The organism is Corynebacterium heidelbergense (assembly GCF_028609845.1).
Taxonomy (GTDB): Bacteria; Actinomycetota; Actinomycetes; order Mycobacteriales; family Mycobacteriaceae; genus Corynebacterium; species Corynebacterium heidelbergense.
Genome location: NZ_CP063191.1, coordinates 1,542,956 through 1,560,976, shown reverse-complemented (window position 1 = coordinate 1,560,976; position 18,021 = coordinate 1,542,956). Strand labels below are relative to the sequence as shown.

The following is an 18,021-nucleotide window of genomic DNA, read 5'->3' as shown; positions in this document are numbered from 1 at the left end:
CCCACCTGCGCAGTTCCTCCAGGCAGGAAACAGAGAAGCATTGCGCAACAAAGCGGGCCCCACACGGTGGGAGCCCGCTTTTATCGTGCTGCTGGCTGTCGCCCGTGTTCTAGACGAACATCAGGATGGCCGTGACGAACCACAGCAGGTTAAAGATGCCGGCGAACATAGCTAGCTGACCCGGCAGCTTCGTGGTGTTCGTCCGGGCCTTGGCGGCTTCGTCCTCGCTGGCTGGGGTATCGCCCGCCTCCAGGGCGTCGGCGGCAACTAGGCCGCGGCGCTGGCTGGGGATCACCAGGAACAGCAGCACAGCCCAGGCGATGATGGACAACAGGGTGGCGATGTGGAAGCCGTACTCGCCCTTGCCCTCGCCGAAGCCGAATAGCAGGATCAGGCCGAGGACCGGGACAACGAGAGAGATCATGGAGTAGAGCCGGGAGATGCGGTGGAGCAGGCGGAGCTGGCCCGCCGCTCCGGCGTCCCCTCCCTTGGCCTTGCGGTAGGTGGGGGCGAACATCGACGTGGTGACGGCGACTGGGCCAATAAATAGGATGGCCGTGACGACGTGGAGGAACACGAAAAGGTGTGACATAGCTGCTACTTTTCCACATTCTCCGCCCTTATGTCAGATCACACGCCTTGCGCGCGGTGCGCACATCCGCTGCAGTAACCGCCAGGTCGTAAGCCACCGCAACATCGAGGAAACGGGCGACGTAGGCACAGTGCGCGGTAGGCGCCGGCGGCAACCACCGGTTGGGCATGGCATCCCCCTTATCCCGATTGACCGCCGAGGCCGTCACGGCGAGATTGCGCCCGGTGTCGTTGGCAAACTCGCGGCGCCGTTCGGCACTCCAGGCGTGGGCACCCATATCCCACGCTGCGGCCAGGGGAAAGATGTGGTCAACATCCACGTTGTTGGGGTGGATGGGGGAGCCCGTGTACTCGTCGACGCCAACGCCACCCGGGCGCGGGCAAGTGGCCTCCGTCCCGGCCGACGCGGCGCGGATCGGGGGTGAGCCGGAGGACTCCGCACCCCCGAATACGCGCAACAGGGAGAGTTCTCGCGTTGTGCAGATCCACCCGTCCGGGGTGGCGGAGCTGGCCCAGCCCGCGCCGAACTGCTGGCGGGAATAGCCGATGACGTGGACCCTGGTGGGCACGACCGTGACGGTCGCGAGGGCTTGCGCGGTGTGGTGCTGCAGGGTGCGCGGGGGAGGTGGCGTCCTCACCGGAAAAAACAGGATGAGCGCACAGACCACCGCCACCACACCCCACCACCCCGGGTGATCGAGGATCGGAAAATATCGGGATAGAGAAAACCGCCGCACGGAGTATTAGACGCCGTGCAGCGGTAAATGGTTCACCACCCCTGGAGGGGAATCCCCCCGATCCCCAGGGTCGGCTGAGTGTTAGGAGGTGGGCTGGGCGTGGTGGGCCTCCACGCCCTCCTTCGTGGCCCGCAGATCGGCCTCCGGGTGGCCCTTCATGGTCTTCGAGATCTCCTGGACTTCGTCGAACATCTCCACCACATGCGGAGCCGGGGGCTTGGTGGCCAGGCTGACAACAACCATGGCCACGATGCTGGCGAGCACACCAGGCACCATCTCGTACAGGCCGAAGGGCTTCTCCGTCACCCATACCCCGAGGGTGGGCAGGCCACCCCAAACGAAGGCGACCAGAGCGCCGGCGAGGACACCCGCGACCGCGCCGGGCACATTAAGGCGACGCCAGTACAGGGAAGCGATGACCACCGGGCCGAAGGCGGAGCCGAAGCCGGCCCAGGCGAACTCCACGAGCTTCAACACGGCAGAGTCGGGATTGCGCGCGATGAAGAATGCCATGACAGCCACGAGGACCACGGCGATGCGGGAGAGCAGCTTGAGCTGGTTATCGCTGGCCTTCTTGTTGAACAGGCCCTTGTACATGTCCTCCACGAGAGCCGAGGAGACCACCAGCAACTGGGAGGAGATCGTGGACATGATGGCGGCGAGCACGGCCGTGAGCACCAGTCCCGCGATGAGCGGATGGAACAGGATGCGGCCCATGTCCAGGAAGATCGTCTCGAAGTTCACCTGGTCCACGATGGAGATTGAGGGATCCATGGCGAAGAAACCGGGGGCCATGACGGCCACGAAGACCGCGCCGACCATGGACAGGGCCATCCAGGAGACCCCGTAGGCCAGGCCCTGCTTGGCGTCCGAGGGCTTGCGCAGGGCCATGAAGCGCACGATGATGTGCGGCTGCCCGAAGTAGCCCAATCCCCATGCCAGGCCGGAAATCACGGTGATGGCAGAGACCCCAGAGAACAGGGAGAACCAGTCCGGATTAGCCGCTAGTTGGTCATTGCCGTAGCCATTGTTAAGCTGCCAGTCGAACAGCGAGCTGGAATCCCCAACGGTGATAAACGCCATGACCGGCACCATGAGCAGGGCGAAAAACATGATCGTGCCCTGCACCGCATCGGTATAGGAGACGGCCAGGAATCCGCCGATGAAGGTGTACACCACCGTGACACCGGCGATGATGATCATGCCCCACAGGTAGCTGGCGCCGAAAGTAGATTCGAAGTAGCGCCCGCCGGCCACCATTCCCGAGGCCACATAGAAGGTGAAGAAGACCAGAATAACGAGGCCAGCGACAACGCGCAGGACGTGCTTGCGGTCCTCCAGCCGGTGTTCCAAGAAGGTCGGTAGGGTGATCGAGTTGTTTGCCACCTCCGTGTATGTGCGCAACCTGGGAGCGGTAAACCACCAGTTCAGGGCTGCTCCGATGAGGAGGCCGATAGCCACCCACAGTTTGGAAAAACCGGAGACAAAAATAGCGGCGGGCAAGCCCATGAGCAGCCAGCCAGACATATCTGAAGCCCCGGCGGACAGGGCGGCGACGAACGGGTGTAGCTGGCGCCCGCCCAGCATATAGTCCTCGTATTGATCGGTCTGTTTGTAGCCGTAGAGGCCAATAAGCAGCATGGCGATCAAATAAATCACCATTGCTGTGATGAACCACGCGTGGTCGCTCATCGCAGGATCCTCCCTCGTGCAGTTGCGACAGTTGACAATGACATGGACATTCACCCCTGCGCCCAGCGGTGGTGGCAGGGGGCAAAAGCAAAATGGACCACAGACTAGGAAACCGAGAATAACCGCGCCTGTCAAAAGATCAGGGCGCGAAAACACAGAAATTTCCCAGCGGAAGACAAGCCCGATGGGCCCGACCGGAACGGTCCAACCCCGGTCCCGATCAGGCAGCATGGTAGACCGGGTAGCTATGAGCTATCCCTGCCTGCTGCACGCCGTGCTACCCAACGACGGGGGCGTGCACCTGTGGCTGGAGTTGGTCGAGGGCCACCGCGTGGTGGGTAGCACGGACCAGTTGGGGGAGGGGGACCTCCCCGACGAGCTGTTGGAGCTGGCCCGCTGTCGGCCTCTGCGTGCCCGCAGCAAGGTGGTCGTGGCCACGCCGAAGGGGCGCGTGCAACAACTGGCCGTTCCCACGGCGGCGTGGGCGGCGGGGGATAGCGTGTGGGCGCTGCAGGTGCTCGCCGATTACTGCGCCCGGCATGTGGGGGCTTCGCAGATCCCCGGGATGAGCCCGGAGGCGGTGTTCGTCGCGGACCTGTTTACCTTCGCCGTTACCGCTGTCCGGGCGGGGCGGGTCATGGTGCAACTGCGGCACGTGGAGGGGCGCTGGTACCCGATGTGGACACTGTCCACCGGAGGCGGGCACGCCGGGGTGCTGGCCGAGTTCACCAATCAAACCCCAGGGGTGCTGCGGGCCAATGGCGGGCCGGAGGTGGTCGAGGATGCGGTGAACGACATGGTCCACTGGATCGCCACCGCACTGCTTGCCGATCGTCTCGGTGAGGGCGGGAAGCTGGGGGAGGTGACGACGACCCCTTTTGCTACCGCCCTCGTCTCCGCCCAACCGGCGCCGAAAGTGACCGGGGAGACGGTCATCCTGCTCAACGAGTGGCGCCGGTCCGCGCGCATGGCGGCGACCAAGCTGGTGCTCAAGCTCTCCGAACCAGACGCGGCCCAGCGCGAGGAGGAAGCCGAAGAAAGGGAACCCCGCCCGCTCCCGCCGCAGCTCATCGATGTTTCTAGGCCACCGGAGGATCAGTCCGCCGGGGCAGTGGAGGAGGCCCGGTGGCGGGTAGAAATCGGGCTCAGCGTGGATGATGGCCCGGCCACCACGGTGAATACTGCGGACGCCCCGGAGGATGTGCGGGCTCTGCTCACCCGCAGCCTCAAAATCGCGCGCACCGCGTGGCCCCCGCTGGCCGAGCAGCTCCAGGCCGTGGACGCCTGGCTCAACACCGGTGTGTGGATGCCGGATTCCGCGCAGCTCACCGGCAACATGGCCGCGGATCGGCAGCTAGCGATCACCCTCGACGCCGCCGGCGTGGGGGAGCTGCTGGGCCAGGGTGCCCCGGCCCTGCGCGGCGCGGGCATCAGCGTGCTTATCCCGCGGGGGTGGTCCCCGGTCAACCCCAAGGTCAACCTCAAAGGCACCCCCGTGGGACAGGGGCCCGGCAGCGGCAAGCTCGGCCTAGATCAGGTCCTGGCCTTCAACTGGGATGTCAGCGTCAATGGCCAGCCGGTAGAGGACAGTGAACGGGACGCGCTGTTGCGCAGTGCGGAGACAGTCGTTCAGGTCAACGGGGAATACGTCTACCTGGAAGCCGGCGTGCTCCAGCGGGCCCGGAAGTGGTTCAGCACGCTGCAGGAGCTATCGGAACGCGCCGGGGTGGCGTCCTTAAGCAATGACAACGGTGACAACCCCCAGGGCGAGGAGGCTGCGGACGTTCTGGTGAGCACCCGGGACGTCCTCGAGGCCCAGCTCTCTGCCGCTGAATACAGCGGCGCGGAGGACAACGAGCACAACTTCGAGATCAACGTCGACGGCTGGGCGGCGCGCCTTTTCCCGGGGTTGGACGGGAACGGGGACCCAGCGGGGACGGGGGACGGGCCGACGGGTCCCGCCATCGACCCGCCGGAGATGGTCCCGGTGCCCCCGACCGTCCGCACGCCCATGCGCGATCACCAGCGCCGCGGCCTCAATTGGCTGGCGTGGATGTCCCGGCACAATATCGGCGCGATCCTCGCCGATGACATGGGCCTGGGCAAGACCCTCCAAGTTCTGGCCCTCGTGGCCTGGGAACGACAGGGCGGAGCTACCACCCAACCCACCCTCGTGGTCGCCCCTACCTCTGTCGTGGACGCCTGGGAGGCCCAGTCCGCCACCCACACCCCCGACCTAACCGTGCTTGTGGACCACGGGCCTAGCAAGAAACCCGCCGACGAATTCCAGCAGGCGGCGGCCGCGGCGGCTCTTGTGATCACCACCTACGGCACCCTCTCCCGCAACCCCGAGCGCTACCGTGCGGTGTCCTGGCGTCGCGTGGTTGCGGATGAAGCCCAGAACATCAAGAACCCCCAAACCCGGCAGTTCCGCATGGTCCGCAGCATTCCCGCGGCCCACCACATCGCGCTGACCGGCACCCCCGTGGAAAACCGGCTCTCGGACCTCTACGCGATCATGGATTTCGCCAACCCCGGCATCCTCGGCAGCGCCGCCGCCTTTCAAGACCGCCTCGCCATCCCCATCGAGCGTTACCAGGACGAAGCCGCGACCCGCAGGCTCCGGCGCATCGTGGAACCCTTCATCCTGCGCCGCGTGAAAACGGACCCCAGCATCGACCTCAACCTCCCGGACAAACGCGAACACATCGAACTGGTCTCGCTCAGCGACGAACAGGCGGCGCTTTACACCGCCTACATCGCCGACATCGAGCGGCGCATTCGGGACGAGGAAAGCGGCCGGCGCGGCATCATCCTCGGCGCGCTGGTACGCATCAAGCAGATCTGCAACCATCCCGCCCACTACAGCGGTGACGGCTCCGGGCTGCTGCGCAACGGCCACCACCGCTCGGAGAAAGTCCGCCGCCTGTTTCAGCTCGTGGAAGCGGCCGTGCGCGAGCGGAAGAAAGTCATCATCTTCACCCAATTCCCCTCCTTCGGCAACATGCTCGTGCCCGAACTACAACGGCGCAGCGGCGGGGTGGTGCCGATGCTCCACGGTGGGGTGTCCCGGAAGGAGCGGGCCAAGCTGGTTGCGGAATTTCAGCGGCCCCTTAGCGGCGGCGCGGGGGAGGGCGCGATCAGCGGGCTGGATGTGCCCTCCCCGCAGATCATGGTGGTTAGCGTGCGCGCCGGGGGCACGGGGATCACGTTGACGCAGGCCTCCGTGGTCATTCACGTGGACCGGTGGTGGAACCCGGCCGTGGAGGACCAGGCGACGGATCGGGCTTACCGCATTGGGCAGGACAAGAATGTGGATGTGTACAAGTTGGTCACGAAGGGAACCATTGACGAGCGCATCCATGACATCATCGCCGCGAAGCGGGAGCTGGCCGGCGACATCATCGGGGCCGGGGAAGGATGGATCGCGAACTTGGACGACGCTGATCTGGCGGAGCTGTGGCACCTGCGCTCGGCGAGCGAGGAGGTGGCCACCTGGCGGGAGGCCGGGGATTACACCGGGAAGGACACCGGGGGCAAAACTGGGGCGAAAGCCGGGGACAAAGCGCCAACCCCGTCGCCATCAGCACAACCGCCGTATTCGGAAGGGCAGGACTAATGGACCGGCACAATTCCGACCACCCACGGCGGAGCTCGAACCGCCCCGGTGCTCGACGAGGTAGCCCACGCTTCTCCGCCTGGGGTGAAAACGTGGTGGTCGCCGATTTCGGCGCCCAGCGCCGCGCCGAGCTGGAACAGCGGCACGGCCCGGGCAGTTCCAGCGGAAGACTGCCCTTCATCGAGGCGGAGGGCTGGGTCCCGCGGCAGGTGATGGAGGCGCTATCGGAGGGCGCGGATTCGGGCCGGTTGGCCAGGGGCCGGGAGTATTACCGGGGCAAGCAGGTGCTGTCGGTGGACTTGGATACGAACCTCATTACGGCGGTGGTTGCGGGAACCCAGCTAGTTCCGTTCGAGGTGCAGTTGCGGTTTCGGCCGCTCAGCCCGCGGCAGCGAACCTATGTGACGGAGGAGGTCACAGCAGATCCGAGCATCGTGCGCTCCGTCCTGGCCGGGTCGGCACCCCCACTGGAGATCGCGACGGTTCTGCTGCGACCGGATCATCTGCGTTCGGTGACGTGTACCTGTCCGGATAAGGCGGCGGTGTGCAAGCATGCGGTGGCGGTGGGGTACGCGGCGGCGGCTCTGTTCAACCGGGAGCCCTTCCAGGTGTTTCGATTTCGGGGTGTGGACGCCAGCGATGCGCTGGCCGCTACCCAGCGCTCCTGGAGCGGTCCCGCAGGGGTACCGCAATCCGATGGCGGGGACAGGGTGCACCTGGACAAGGTGAAGCGGGTGGACCCAGCCAAGTTTTGGGGCGGTGGGTTGACCCGGGTGGAAACCCCGGACATGCCGGTGGAGGAGGGCTTGGAGCTGGGGGATCGGGACATGCTCATGCGGGCGTTGCGCACGGTGAGCTGGTCCCATGTGGATCAGTTGCGGGTGTGGCACGACCTGGAGGTGTGCTACGAAGCGCTCACGGACCAGGACCCGGAGCTGGAGGAACGCCCGTGGCGGCACTGATGTCCCGACCGCTTGCTACTAATCGAGGGGAATGAGGAACGCCAGCGCCATCGGGGCGCTCGGGGTACAGAGAGGACCCACCATGTCGCTACCGCAACGCCGGCCCGAGGGGACGGCTCGTATCCTGCATACTTCCGACTGGCACCTGGGCATGAGCCGGTGGTTTTTGGACGCCGATGCCCAACCGCGTTTCGACGAGGCCCGATTGGCGGCAGTGGAGCGCCTGTTCGACATTGCCCGCAGCCGCGATTGCGAGGCCATCGTGGTGGCCGGGGATGTGTTCGACTCGAACTTCCTGGAACCCAGAACCTGGCGCCGGGCGCTGGATGTGCTGCGGCGAACGCCGGTGCCCCTGTACCTGCTGCCGGGCAACCACGATTCGCTGGATCCCTCCAGCGTGTATCGCCAGCCGGAGTTCGAGGGACTGGAACAGGGGGGCTCGGCGGGGGTGCGGGTCTTGCGGAACTCCGAGGCCCAGGAAGTGCGTCCCGGCCTGGTGATAATCGGCGCGCCGCTGCTGAGCCGATACGGTGCCGAAGATGTGGTGGGCCGGGCCCTGAGCGCCGTGCGGGAGGATTGCGGCGCGGCCCCGCCGGGGGAGGCGAGGGTGTTGGTCGGGCATGGACGGGTGCAATCGTGGGGTAGCGAGATGGCTCTGGACGTTATCGATGTCGACGGGGCCGTGGCTGCATGTGAGCAGCGGCTTGTGGACTACATCGCGCTGGGCGATACCCACTCCGCGATGCGGCTCCACGACAGTGGGCGGGCGTGGTACTCCGGGTCCCCGGAGGTCACGGACTACCGGGAGGAGGATGGAACCGGGGAAGCGGCCTCTGGGTTTGCCCTGATCGTGGACATCGCTGCGGATCCACTGGGAGGTGATAGCCCCGCGAAGGTGGCCGTGGAGCAGGTCCCTGTGGGCCAGTGGACGTTTGCAGCCGTGGACGGGCGGATGGATGGGCCGGAGGACGTCCAGGCCCTGGTGGAACGGCTCGATCGCTTTCCTCACCCGCGCACCACCGTGGTCAAGTACGGGTTGGAGGGGACGATCGACTTGGCTACCTCCGGAAAATTGGAACGCCAGTTGGATGAGCTGCGGCCGAAGTTCGCGGCTCTGTATCCCAGGCACAGCCGGGATCGGGTTCACGTCGTGCCGGGGGAGAGCGAGATCGCCGAGGCTTTCCCCACCGCTGGAGTGGTGGGTCGCGTCGCCGAGGAACTCAGCTTGCTGGCCCAGACCACCCCGGAAGCCGAGGATGCCCTGAAGCTCCTGTATCGCCTCAGCCACACCCAAGACGGGAAGTAGACAGACATGTTGAAGCTGCATGAATTGGTTCTGGACAACGTCGCCGGTGTGGACCACGCCGAGTTGAGGTTCCCCGAGACGGGGGTGGTCGTGGTCCACGGTCCCAACGAGGTGGGCAAGTCGACCTTCCTCAGCGCCTTCGAGCTGCTCCTCTCCGATGTGGGAGTCAACTCCCGCTCCAAGCCGGTCCGGGCGTTACGCCAGCGCGGCAAGGATGAGGACACGGCCATCTCCGCACGGATGACCGTGGGGGATAAGAAGCTGCACATCCGGAAAGTTTTCCGCCCGGGCAGTGGGAAAGCGGAGCTGAGTGTGGAACGGCCGCGGCCCGAGTCCCTCACGGGGCGGCAGGCTGAGGATCGCTTTGCGGAAATCCTGGCGGAGGGGGTCGACGAGTCTCTTCTGGCAGCGCTCACTGTTCATCAGGGCTCCAGCTTGGGAGAGTTCCGGGCGGGGGACGTCCAATCCCTGCCCGCTATGTTGCACAGCACGTCCGACGAGGAGGAGGAACCAGACGACGGCCACCGCCCTCCCGCCGCCTGGGAGGATGCGGATACCTCGGCGCTGCTCGCGCGAGCCGAGGCCGAGTACCTGCGTTACTACACCGCCAAGGGCAAACCTGCCGCCAAGGGTCCGCTCGCCGCAGCCCAGAGAGCCAGCGAGGCAGCGCAGGAGGATCTCGCACAGGTGCGCGAGGATTACGGAGAGGCCCGGGAGCTCATCCGCCACATCGAGGACGGACTCGCCGAGCAAGTAGAGGTGCGGCGAGGACTGCCGACGGCGCGGGAAGAGCTTGCCGCTGCAGAGCAGAAACTCGCCCAGGTGAACAAGGCCCAAGAGCGGCTGGCCGCACAGCAGCAGCGGGTGGATAGCGCCCGCAGTGCCGCGCAGTTGGCCCAGATGAAGGTGGACGAGCGGAACGCCGCAGCTCAGCGTGTACGCGAAGCGCGCCAGGCGGTAGACAGCGGCTCGCAGGATTACAGTCGATTGCAGGCAGAAGCCGACGCGGAGGCAGAAGCACTTACCGCCGCGAAGACGGCCCTGAGCGCCCTGACCGAGGAACACCGTGCAGCCAAGCAGCTGGTCGCCACCCTCACCCAGGCGGGCGCGGCCGGGCGCGCAACGGCGGAGCGGGAACGCACAGCCTCCGTGCTGAAGCAAGCCCGGGGGGTCAACGCCCGTTTGGACACCGCCGCCGAGAAGCTGCGGACCAACGCGGCCACCCCGCAGCGGGTGGCCGCACTAAGAGATGCCCTGGCAGAGCTGAACACCGCCCGACAAGTGCTGGAGGCCAGCTCCACCAGCGTGGAGATTCACGGGCCCGCCGGGGCGGTATTCACCGAGGATGGTGAGGAGCACACCCTGGCTTCCACCGGGACCCCCTTCACCACCAAGGCCACACAGCAACGCGAGTACGGACTCGGCGACTTCCGGGTGGTCTTAACCCCCTCCCAGGAGCTCCACGAACCCGAGCAGGCGGTTCACCGGGCCGAGGAGGCCGTCGAGGCGGCCTCCCGGCAACTGCACGTGGAAACGGGGGATCTACCTGCGGCCCGGAAACAGAACGAGGAGCGTGAAGCCCTCGAACGAAACGTGGCGGAACTGCGCCTCGAGCTCGCCACGATAACGTCGGGCACACCCATGGATGAGCTGGAGCGCCGCCTCCACGATGCCCAGGCCGAGTCCGACCGGGCCGAGGCCACCCGGGACGCCGAATTCGAGCGTTGGTCCCAACTCGTTCCACAGCCCGCGGCGGTCGAGTTTCGGCAGGTGCCCGCCGGACTAAACCTGGCCGATCTCCGAAGTGATGCCCCGGCCGGTCCCGAGCGCGAGGAGCACGAGGCAGCAGCCGCCGAGCTAGCCCGGGGCTGGGAACAGGCCTGCGAAAACGGCCTGGCGGACCTGCGCTCTCGGCTGGAGGCGACGACGACCGGGGCTATCTTCCGGCTGCAGGCCGCCGAGCAGGCACTCACCGAGAAACGGGCGACTGCAGATGCTGCCGTGTGGGCGCTGTCCGAGCAGCGAGAATCGCACAGCGACGAGGAGCTGTCCAACGCCGCAGCGGAGGCTGCCTCCCACCTCCAACGGGCCGAGGCAGCCCTGGCCGAGCAGCGGGAGGAATGCGGGCGCCTGGACCCGGCATCGGCGCAGGCCGAGATGGATGGAGCCAAGGTGCGCCTCCAGCGCCTGGAAGATCGCAAGCGGGAGCTGGAGACGGCGATTACTCGCGCAGAGGGGGCTCTGGGAACCCGGGCGGGGGTCGCCGAACGCCTGGCGGACGCCGAACGGGCCGCGACGACCGCTCAGCGCGGCCTCGACCGGGTGAAGCGCGCCGCCGCCGCGGCCAGCCTGCTGTGGGAGACGCTCAACCGGGCCCGCGCGGAACTGCGCGCCGCCTACGAGGAGCCCTTCAAGCGCCGGTTCCAGGAACTGGCCCGGGTGGTGTTCGGCCCAGATGCGGAGTTTGTCCTCGGGGAGGACCTGGGCATCGAGGCCCGGGTTCACCAGGGCTTGCGGCTGGACACCGAATTGCTCTCCGGCGGTGCACAAGAGCAGCTCCTGTTGCTCGCGCGTCTGGCGGTGGCAACGCTTGCCGGGCGGGAGGGCAGCGTGCCCATCTTCCTCGACGACGCCCTGGGGTTCTCGGACCCCCGCCGGATCCGGGCGATGAACACCGTTCTCGGCCAACTGGGCAAGCAGCACCAGATTGTGGTGTTCACCTGCGATGTCGGCCGCTTCGACCGGATCAGCGGGGCCCAGTTCACCCAGTTGGGCAACGCCAGCTAGTTTCCCCGGAGCGCCAGCCGGTCCCGCAGGACCGACTGGTGAAATAAAAAAAGGAGTGCCCCCGACAGGAATCGAACCTGTGACCCCTGGTACCGGAAACCAGTGCTCTATCCCCTGAGCTACGAGGGCAACATCAAACCTCTTCCCACGGGGCAAATCCCGCGGGTGCGATTCGAGGTCATACTGTAGCACCGCCCGAAACGAACTTAGTAACCACCACCCCAGAGGCCCTTTTGCCTCCTTGCTACCCTGGTAACCCGTGACTCCTGCAGAACTATCGACCCTGATCGGCGCCGCGGCCCGCGACGTTTTAGCGCAACACGACCTGGACGCCTCCGTGGTGCCCGCCACCCCAACCGTGGAGCGCCCGCGCAACCCCGAGCACGGGGATTACGCAACCAACGTGGCCATGCAAACCGCCAAGCGGGCCGGTACCAACCCCCGCCAACTGGGCACGTGGCTGGCCGAGCGCCTGTCCCAGCAGGAGGGCATCGAGGAGGCCACTGTGGCCGGCCCCGGGTTCATCAACATCCGGTTGGCCGCCGCCGCCCAGGGCAAGGTCGTCGCAGACATCCTCGCCGCCGGGACCCACTACGGCCACGGCGATCTCTGCGCGGGCCAGCAGATCAACCTGGAGTTCGTCTCGGCGAACCCCACGGGCCCGGTGCACCTCGGCGGAACCCGCTGGGCCGCCTTCGGCGATACCCTCGGGCGCATCCTGTCCGCCCAGGGCGCCACGGTCACCCGCGAGTACTACTTCAACGATCACGGCCGCCAGATCGATCGTTTCTCCCGCTCCTTGCTCGCCGCCGCCCGTCGGCAGCCCACCCCAGAGGATGGTTACGGCGGGGAGTACATCCACGACATCGCCCAGCAGGTGACCTCCCTTCACCCGGAGTGGTCCGAGCTCGCGGACTCCGAGGCCCAGGAGCTCTTCCGCGCCGAAGGCGTGGAGCTCATGTTCGCCCACATCAAGCGCAGCCTCGCCGAGTTCGGCACCGAGTTCGACGTGTACTTCCACGAGCAATCCCTGTTCGAATCGGGTGCCGTGGACCGGGCCGTGGACACGCTCAAGGCCAACGGGAACCTGTACGAGTCAGACGGTGCCTGGTGGTTGCGGTCGACCGATTTTGGGGACGATAAGGACCGGGTGGTCATCAAATCGGATGGGGACGCCGCCTACATCGCGGGGGATATCGCGTACATCGCCGACAAGATCGAGCGCGGTCACGACCTCTGCATCTACATGCTGGGCGCGGACCACCATGGCTACATTGCCCGCCTCAAAGCCGCTGTCGCTGCGCTGGGTTACCGCCCCGAGCAGGTGGAGGTCCTCATCGGGCAGATGGTGAACCTGGTTCGAGATGGCCGCGCCGTGCGCATGTCCAAGCGGGCGGGAACCGTTGTCACCCTGGAGGACCTGGTGGAAGCCATTGGCGTGGACGCTGCCCGCTACGCGCTGATCCGCTCCTCGGTGGACTCCACCCTGGATATTGATATGAACCTGTGGGCTTCGCGTTCGAACGAAAACCCCGTGTTCTACGTGCAATATGCCCACGCCCGGCTCTCCTCCCTGGCGCGCAAGGCTGCGGAGGCTGGCGTCCACAGTGACAATCCGGATTACAGTCTGCTCACCGAAGAACGAGAGGGTGACCTGATCCGCACCCTCGGCGAGTTCCCTGCCGTGGTCAAAACGGCCGCCGAACTGCGGGAAACGCACCGCGTGGCCCGCTACGCCGAGCAGCTCGCCGGGGCCTTCCACCGGTTCTACGACACCTGCCAGATTCTGCCCAAGGGTGACGAGCCCACCGGCGCGGACGCCGCACCGGTATTCACCGCCCGCCTCGCGCTGGCCGCCGCAACAAAGCAGACCCTGGCCAATGCGTTGCACCTGCTGGGGGTCTCCGCGCCCGAGCGCATGTAGCGGCCCGCCCCAACCCCGCCCGCCTGTACCCCCACATCCACCTCGGAGAGCCCGCCGCACCCATGGACCCACTCACCCAACAGCCCGTTACGCCCCTGCGCGTGCGAACCACCTCCACGGAGGAGTTCAACCGAATTCCGCACCACGTGTACCCCCTCAACACCCGCCGCGAGGACGATGGCGTGGTGAGCATCGAGGGCGTGCGCCTCACCGACGTGGCAGAGGAATACGGCACCCCCGTCTTCGTGCTTAACGAGACGGACTTTCGCACCCGCTGCCGCCAACTGGCCACCGCCTTCCGGGGCGGCCACCACGTCCATTACGCGTCCAAGGCCTTCCTCACCGTCTCCCTGTGCCGCTGGATCGAACAGGAGGGGCTAGCTCTGGACGTGGCCAGCGAAAACGAGCTGGCCGTCGCGCTCGCCGCAGACTTCCCGGCCGAGCGCATCACCGTTCATGGCAACAACAAGTCCGAAGGCTTCCTCACCCGCGCCGTGACCGCGGGGGTGGAGTTCGTCGTGGTCGATTCCCCCCAGGAAATCGAGCTGCTGGAGCAGGTCGCCGCGAAGCTGGGGCAGGTACAAAACGTGCTGGTGCGGGTGACCCCCGGCGTGCACGTGGAAACGCACGAGTTCATCGCTACCTCTCACGAGGACCAGAAGTTCGGCTTCTCTCTGGCCTCCGGGGCAGCGGAAAAGGCCACGCTGGCCTGCGCCAAAGCGGAGCACCTGAGGCTGCGGGGCCTGCACTGCCACGTCGGCTCGCAGGTGTTCGAGGCCGACGGTTTCGTCCTCGCCGCCCAACGCCTGCTGAGCCTGTGGCCGACCGTGCGCGAGGGGAAGGGCCCGGAAGGCTCCACCACCTTGGACACGCTGGACCTAGGCGGCGGCTACGGCATCGCGTACATGCCAGACCAGGAGGCTTTGGATGTCGACGGCGTGGCCCGGGACCTGCTGGAGCAGGTGGAGGCGGCGGCGGACCGGATGGGGATCGCCGCCCCCAGCGTGAACGTGGAACCGGGTCGGGCCATCGCGGGCCCCTCCACCGTCACGGTGTACCGGGTGGGCACGGTGAAGGACGTGGAAACCTCTGATCGCACGACGCGTCGGTACATCTCCGTGGACGGCGGAATGAGCGACAACATTCGCCCCAGCCTGTACAACGCCGAATACGACTGCCGGATCGTCAACCGGCTCACAGAGGCTGAACCCGTGCCCAGCCGGGTGGTGGGGTCCCACTGCGAATCCGGGGACATCCTCATCGCGGACGCGCTGATTCCGGGGGATGTTCGGCCTGGGGACCTGCTGATGCTCGGGGCCACGGGTGCTTATTGCTACGCGATGAGCTCGCGCTACAACATGATGACGCGCCCGCCGGTGGTCGTGGTCAGCGAGGGCAGCTCGTGCACGATGCTGCGCCGGGAGACGGTGGAGGACATCCTCGCGCTGGACACCGATCACTAGCCGCGGTGGCCTCGACTAGGATGTAAACGCGATGTAAACACGCCGTGATCCGGCACCCAATCAGCAGATTTACCTCGCCCCTGTTTCCGACCCCTGCCACGATCCCTGTCGCGGCCCCTGGGCCTCCGCGCTCGGCGTGGCCCCCTTGGGGTCCGGCCGGCCGAGGTGCACCGGCGCTGGGAAGGGGTTGGGGTCACGGTGAAGAGAACCGGCGACGAGAACTATCGGGAGAACGATGACGAACGCAGCACAGAGCACAGCACCACAGCCCGCGGAGTCGTCTTCGGGGGCGTCCGCACCATCCGGGTTCAAGCCCGGCAAGGGCGCCGGAGCAACGGTCGGCGTTGCGCTGCTGGGGATGGGCACGGTGGGCTCTGAGGTCCTGCGCCTGATCAACGAGCGTTCCGAGGAGTTCGCCTCCCGCATCGGCGGGCGGTTGGAGGTGCGCGGCGTGGCCGTGGGGGACCTCAGCAAGCCGCGCCCGGGGGTGGACCGCGAGCTGCTCACCGACGATGCGCTCTCCCTGGTTAAACGCGACGACATCGACCTGGTCATCGAGGTCATCGGCGGCATCGACTTTCCCCGGCAGATCGTCACCACCGCCCTGCGCGGCGGGAAGTCCGTGGTGACCGCGAACAAGGCCCTCATCGCGGCGCACGCCGACGAGCTGTCGGAGGCCGCAGATGAATCCGGTGTGGATCTGTTCTTCGAGGCGGCGGTGGCAGCCGCCATTCCGGTGGTCGGCCCGTTGCGCCGTTCATTGGCGGGGGACAAGGTCAATGCCGTCATGGGCATTGTCAACGGCACCACCAATTTCATTTTGGACGCCATGTACCACCGGGGCGCGAGCTATGCGGAGATGCTCGCGGAGGCCACCGAGCTGGGTTATGCGGAGGCGGACCCGACGGCCGACGTGGATGGCTACGATGCTGCCTCCAAGGCGGCGATCCTGGCCTCGCTGGCGTTCCACACGCGGGTGTCCGGGGATGATGTCCACACGGAGGGGATCCGCGATATCTCCGTGGACGATATCGATGCGGCGAAGGCCGCCGGTTCCACGATCAAGCTGCTGGCGATCTGCGAGCGGCTGGTGGACGAGTCCACGGGCACCGAGTCGGTGTCCGCCCGGGTGTACCCCGCACTCATCCCCACGACCCACCCACTGGCGAGCGTGAGCGAGTCCTACAACGCAGTGTTCGTGGAGGCGGAGTCCGCGGGCCGGTTGATGTTCTACGGCAACGGCGCCGGCGGTGGCCCCACCGCCTCCGCCGTGTTGGGCGATGTGGTGGCCGTGGCCCGCAACATCGTCCACGGCGGTCGTGGCCCGGGGGAGTCCACCTACGCTTCCCTGCCGATCGCCGATTTCGGGGACATCCAAACCCGCTATCACGTGGACATGGAGGTCGTGGATCGCGTGGGCGTGCTCGCGGAGGTGGCCAACGCCTTCTCCGCCCACAACGTCTCCCTGAAGACGGTGCGCCAGCAGGGCATCGAAGATGGCGCCCGACTCGTTGTCATCACCCACCGAGCCAAGGAATCGGAACTGAAGGCGACCGTGGAATCCCTCAAGACCCTGGACGAGGTGCGATCGGTGCGCTCCGTCATCCGCATGGAGGGTTAAGCCGCGGCCGCTTCCCGCACCTGCCCGTTCCCTGCACCTACCCCCGTCTTCTCTCCCTCCTCACCTCCAGCAAAGGACCCATCCCCGTGAGCGACGAGCACACCTCCTCCTACGACCAGCACTCCGAGACCCGCCACACGGATCCCCTGCAGGTGGAGCCCACCACGCAGGATTCCCGTCCCCCCGCGACCCAGCGGGAGCGGCAGGTCATCCTGTCCAGTTGGAGTGGATTGATCAACATGTACCGGGACTGGATGCCCTTTGCGGAGGGATGGGATCCCGTGACCCTCAACGAGGGCGGCACGCCCCTGCTGCGGGCAAACCACCTCTCCGAGCTCACCCGCTGCGAGGTCTTCCTCAAGATCGAGGGTGCCAACCCCACCGGCTCGTTTAAGGACCGCGGCATGACGGTGGCCGTTTCCGACGCGGTGAACAACGGCCAGAAGGTGCTCATGTGCGCCTCCACGGGCAACACCTCGGCCAGCGCCGCGGCCTATGCCGCCCGCGCCGGCATCGCCTGCGCCGTGCTCATCCCGGAGGGCAAGATCGCCCAGGGCAAGCTGGCCCAGGCCGTCATGCACGGCGCCCAGATCATCCAGATCCGCGGCAACTTCGACGACTGCCTGGAGATGGTGCGCAAGACCACCACCGAGTTTCCGGAGATCGCCCTGGTCAACTCCGTCAATCCCATGCGCATCGAGGGCCAGAAGACCGCCGCCTTCGAGATCGTGGACGTGCTGGGGGATGCCCCGGATATCCACGCCCTCCCCGTCGGCAACGCCGGCAACATCACCGCCTACTGGAAGGGTTACAGCGAATACGCCGAGGCGGGTCTGTCCACCCACCGGCCCACCATGCTGGGTGTTCAGGCCGCCGGTGCCGCGCCCCTGGTCAAGGGGGAACCGGTGCTGGACCCGGAGACCGTGGCCACCGCCATCCGCATCGGCAACCCCGCCTCCTGGCACCAGGCCGTCGCCGCGAAGGAGGAATCCGGCGGGCGCTTCCTGGCCCAGACCGACGAGCAGATCTTGGACGCCTACCACCTCATCGCCGCCAAGGAGGGCGTGTTCGTGGAACCCGCCTCCGCCTCCTCCGTCGCCGGCCTGCTCCACGCGCACGCCGAGGGGAAAATTGAGCCGGGCCAGCGCATCGTGTGTACCGTCACCGGCCACGGCTTGAAGGACCCCTCCACCGCCCTGGCGGAGATGCCGGAACCCACCGTCGCAGACGTGGATACGCACGCGGTGGCGGAGGCGCTCAACCTGCGCTAGGGCCACTGTTGGCGTTTCCAAAACCGAAGACCACAGCAAGAACCGAAT

Annotated in this window: 11 protein-coding genes and 1 tRNA gene; 8 read left to right on the top strand and 4 right to left on the bottom strand. The window is 66.7% G+C overall.

Annotated elements, in window-relative coordinates:
• Positions 1-109: 109 nt before the first annotated feature.
• The 3 genes from CHEID_RS06825 to putP all read right to left on the bottom strand — a co-directional run bounded on the left by CHEID_RS06825 (position 110) and on the right by putP (position 3,020).
• Entirely contained in the window at positions 110-592 is a 483-nt protein-coding gene (locus tag CHEID_RS06825) for a hypothetical protein (RefSeq protein ID WP_112768669.1), read from the bottom strand.
• A 28-nt stretch (positions 593-620) separates the two neighbouring features.
• Positions 621-1,160: an HNH endonuclease family protein gene (locus CHEID_RS06820; protein ID WP_181645844.1), complete on the bottom strand. Its 540-nt coding sequence runs from the start codon at positions 1,158-1,160 to the stop codon at positions 621-623.
• Positions 1,161-1,409: 249 nt separating this feature from the next.
• Positions 1,410-3,020, bottom strand: a complete 1,611-nt coding sequence (gene putP / locus CHEID_RS06815; protein WP_112768667.1) for a sodium/proline symporter PutP — start codon at positions 3,018-3,020, stop codon at positions 1,410-1,412.
• Positions 3,021-3,267: 247 nt separating this feature from the next.
• On the opposite strand from putP, the gene CHEID_RS06810 reads away from it, so the two are divergent.
• The 4 genes from CHEID_RS06810 to CHEID_RS06795 all read left to right on the top strand — a co-directional run bounded on the left by CHEID_RS06810 (position 3,268) and on the right by CHEID_RS06795 (position 11,694).
• Positions 3,268-6,639, top strand: a complete 3,372-nt coding sequence (locus tag CHEID_RS06810; protein ID WP_273661027.1) for a DEAD/DEAH box helicase — start codon at positions 3,268-3,270, stop codon at positions 6,637-6,639.
• A gap of 92 nt (positions 6,640-6,731) precedes the next feature.
• A complete protein-coding gene (locus tag CHEID_RS06805) occupies positions 6,732-7,601 on the top strand; it encodes an SWIM zinc finger family protein (protein WP_112768665.1) in 870 nt (289 codons plus the stop codon).
• A gap of 82 nt (positions 7,602-7,683) precedes the next feature.
• Positions 7,684-8,907, top strand: coding sequence for a metallophosphoesterase family protein (locus tag CHEID_RS06800; RefSeq protein WP_273661026.1), 1,224 nt, complete (start codon positions 7,684-7,686; stop codon positions 8,905-8,907).
• Positions 8,908-8,913: 6 nt separating this feature from the next.
• Positions 8,914-11,694 carry an AAA family ATPase gene (locus CHEID_RS06795; protein ID WP_112768663.1) on the top strand — a complete coding sequence of 927 codons (2,781 nt, stop codon included), beginning with the start codon at positions 8,914-8,916 and terminating at the stop codon, positions 11,692-11,694.
• 56 nt (positions 11,695-11,750) lie between these two features.
• Here CHEID_RS06795 and CHEID_RS06790 read toward each other — a convergent pair.
• Positions 11,751-11,823: transfer RNA gene (locus CHEID_RS06790), tRNA-Arg, on the bottom strand.
• Between the two features lie 130 nt (positions 11,824-11,953).
• Between CHEID_RS06790 and argS the strand changes: the two genes are divergently transcribed.
• From argS to thrC, 4 genes are all read left to right on the top strand, one after another.
• Positions 11,954-13,618: an arginine--tRNA ligase gene (argS, locus tag CHEID_RS06785; RefSeq protein WP_112768662.1), complete on the top strand. Its 1,665-nt coding sequence runs from the start codon at positions 11,954-11,956 to the stop codon at positions 13,616-13,618.
• A 62-nt stretch (positions 13,619-13,680) separates the two neighbouring features.
• Positions 13,681-15,081 (top strand): diaminopimelate decarboxylase, encoded by a 1,401-nt coding sequence (lysA, locus tag CHEID_RS06780; RefSeq protein ID WP_112770259.1) that lies wholly within the window; start codon positions 13,681-13,683, stop codon positions 15,079-15,081.
• A gap of 235 nt (positions 15,082-15,316) precedes the next feature.
• Positions 15,317-16,702, top strand: coding sequence for a homoserine dehydrogenase (locus tag CHEID_RS06775; RefSeq protein WP_112770258.1), 1,386 nt, complete (start codon positions 15,317-15,319; stop codon positions 16,700-16,702).
• A gap of 239 nt (positions 16,703-16,941) precedes the next feature.
• Positions 16,942-17,973, top strand: a complete 1,032-nt coding sequence (gene thrC / locus CHEID_RS06770; RefSeq protein WP_238597074.1) for a threonine synthase — start codon at positions 16,942-16,944, stop codon at positions 17,971-17,973.
• The last annotated feature ends 48 nt before the right edge of the window (positions 17,974-18,021 follow it).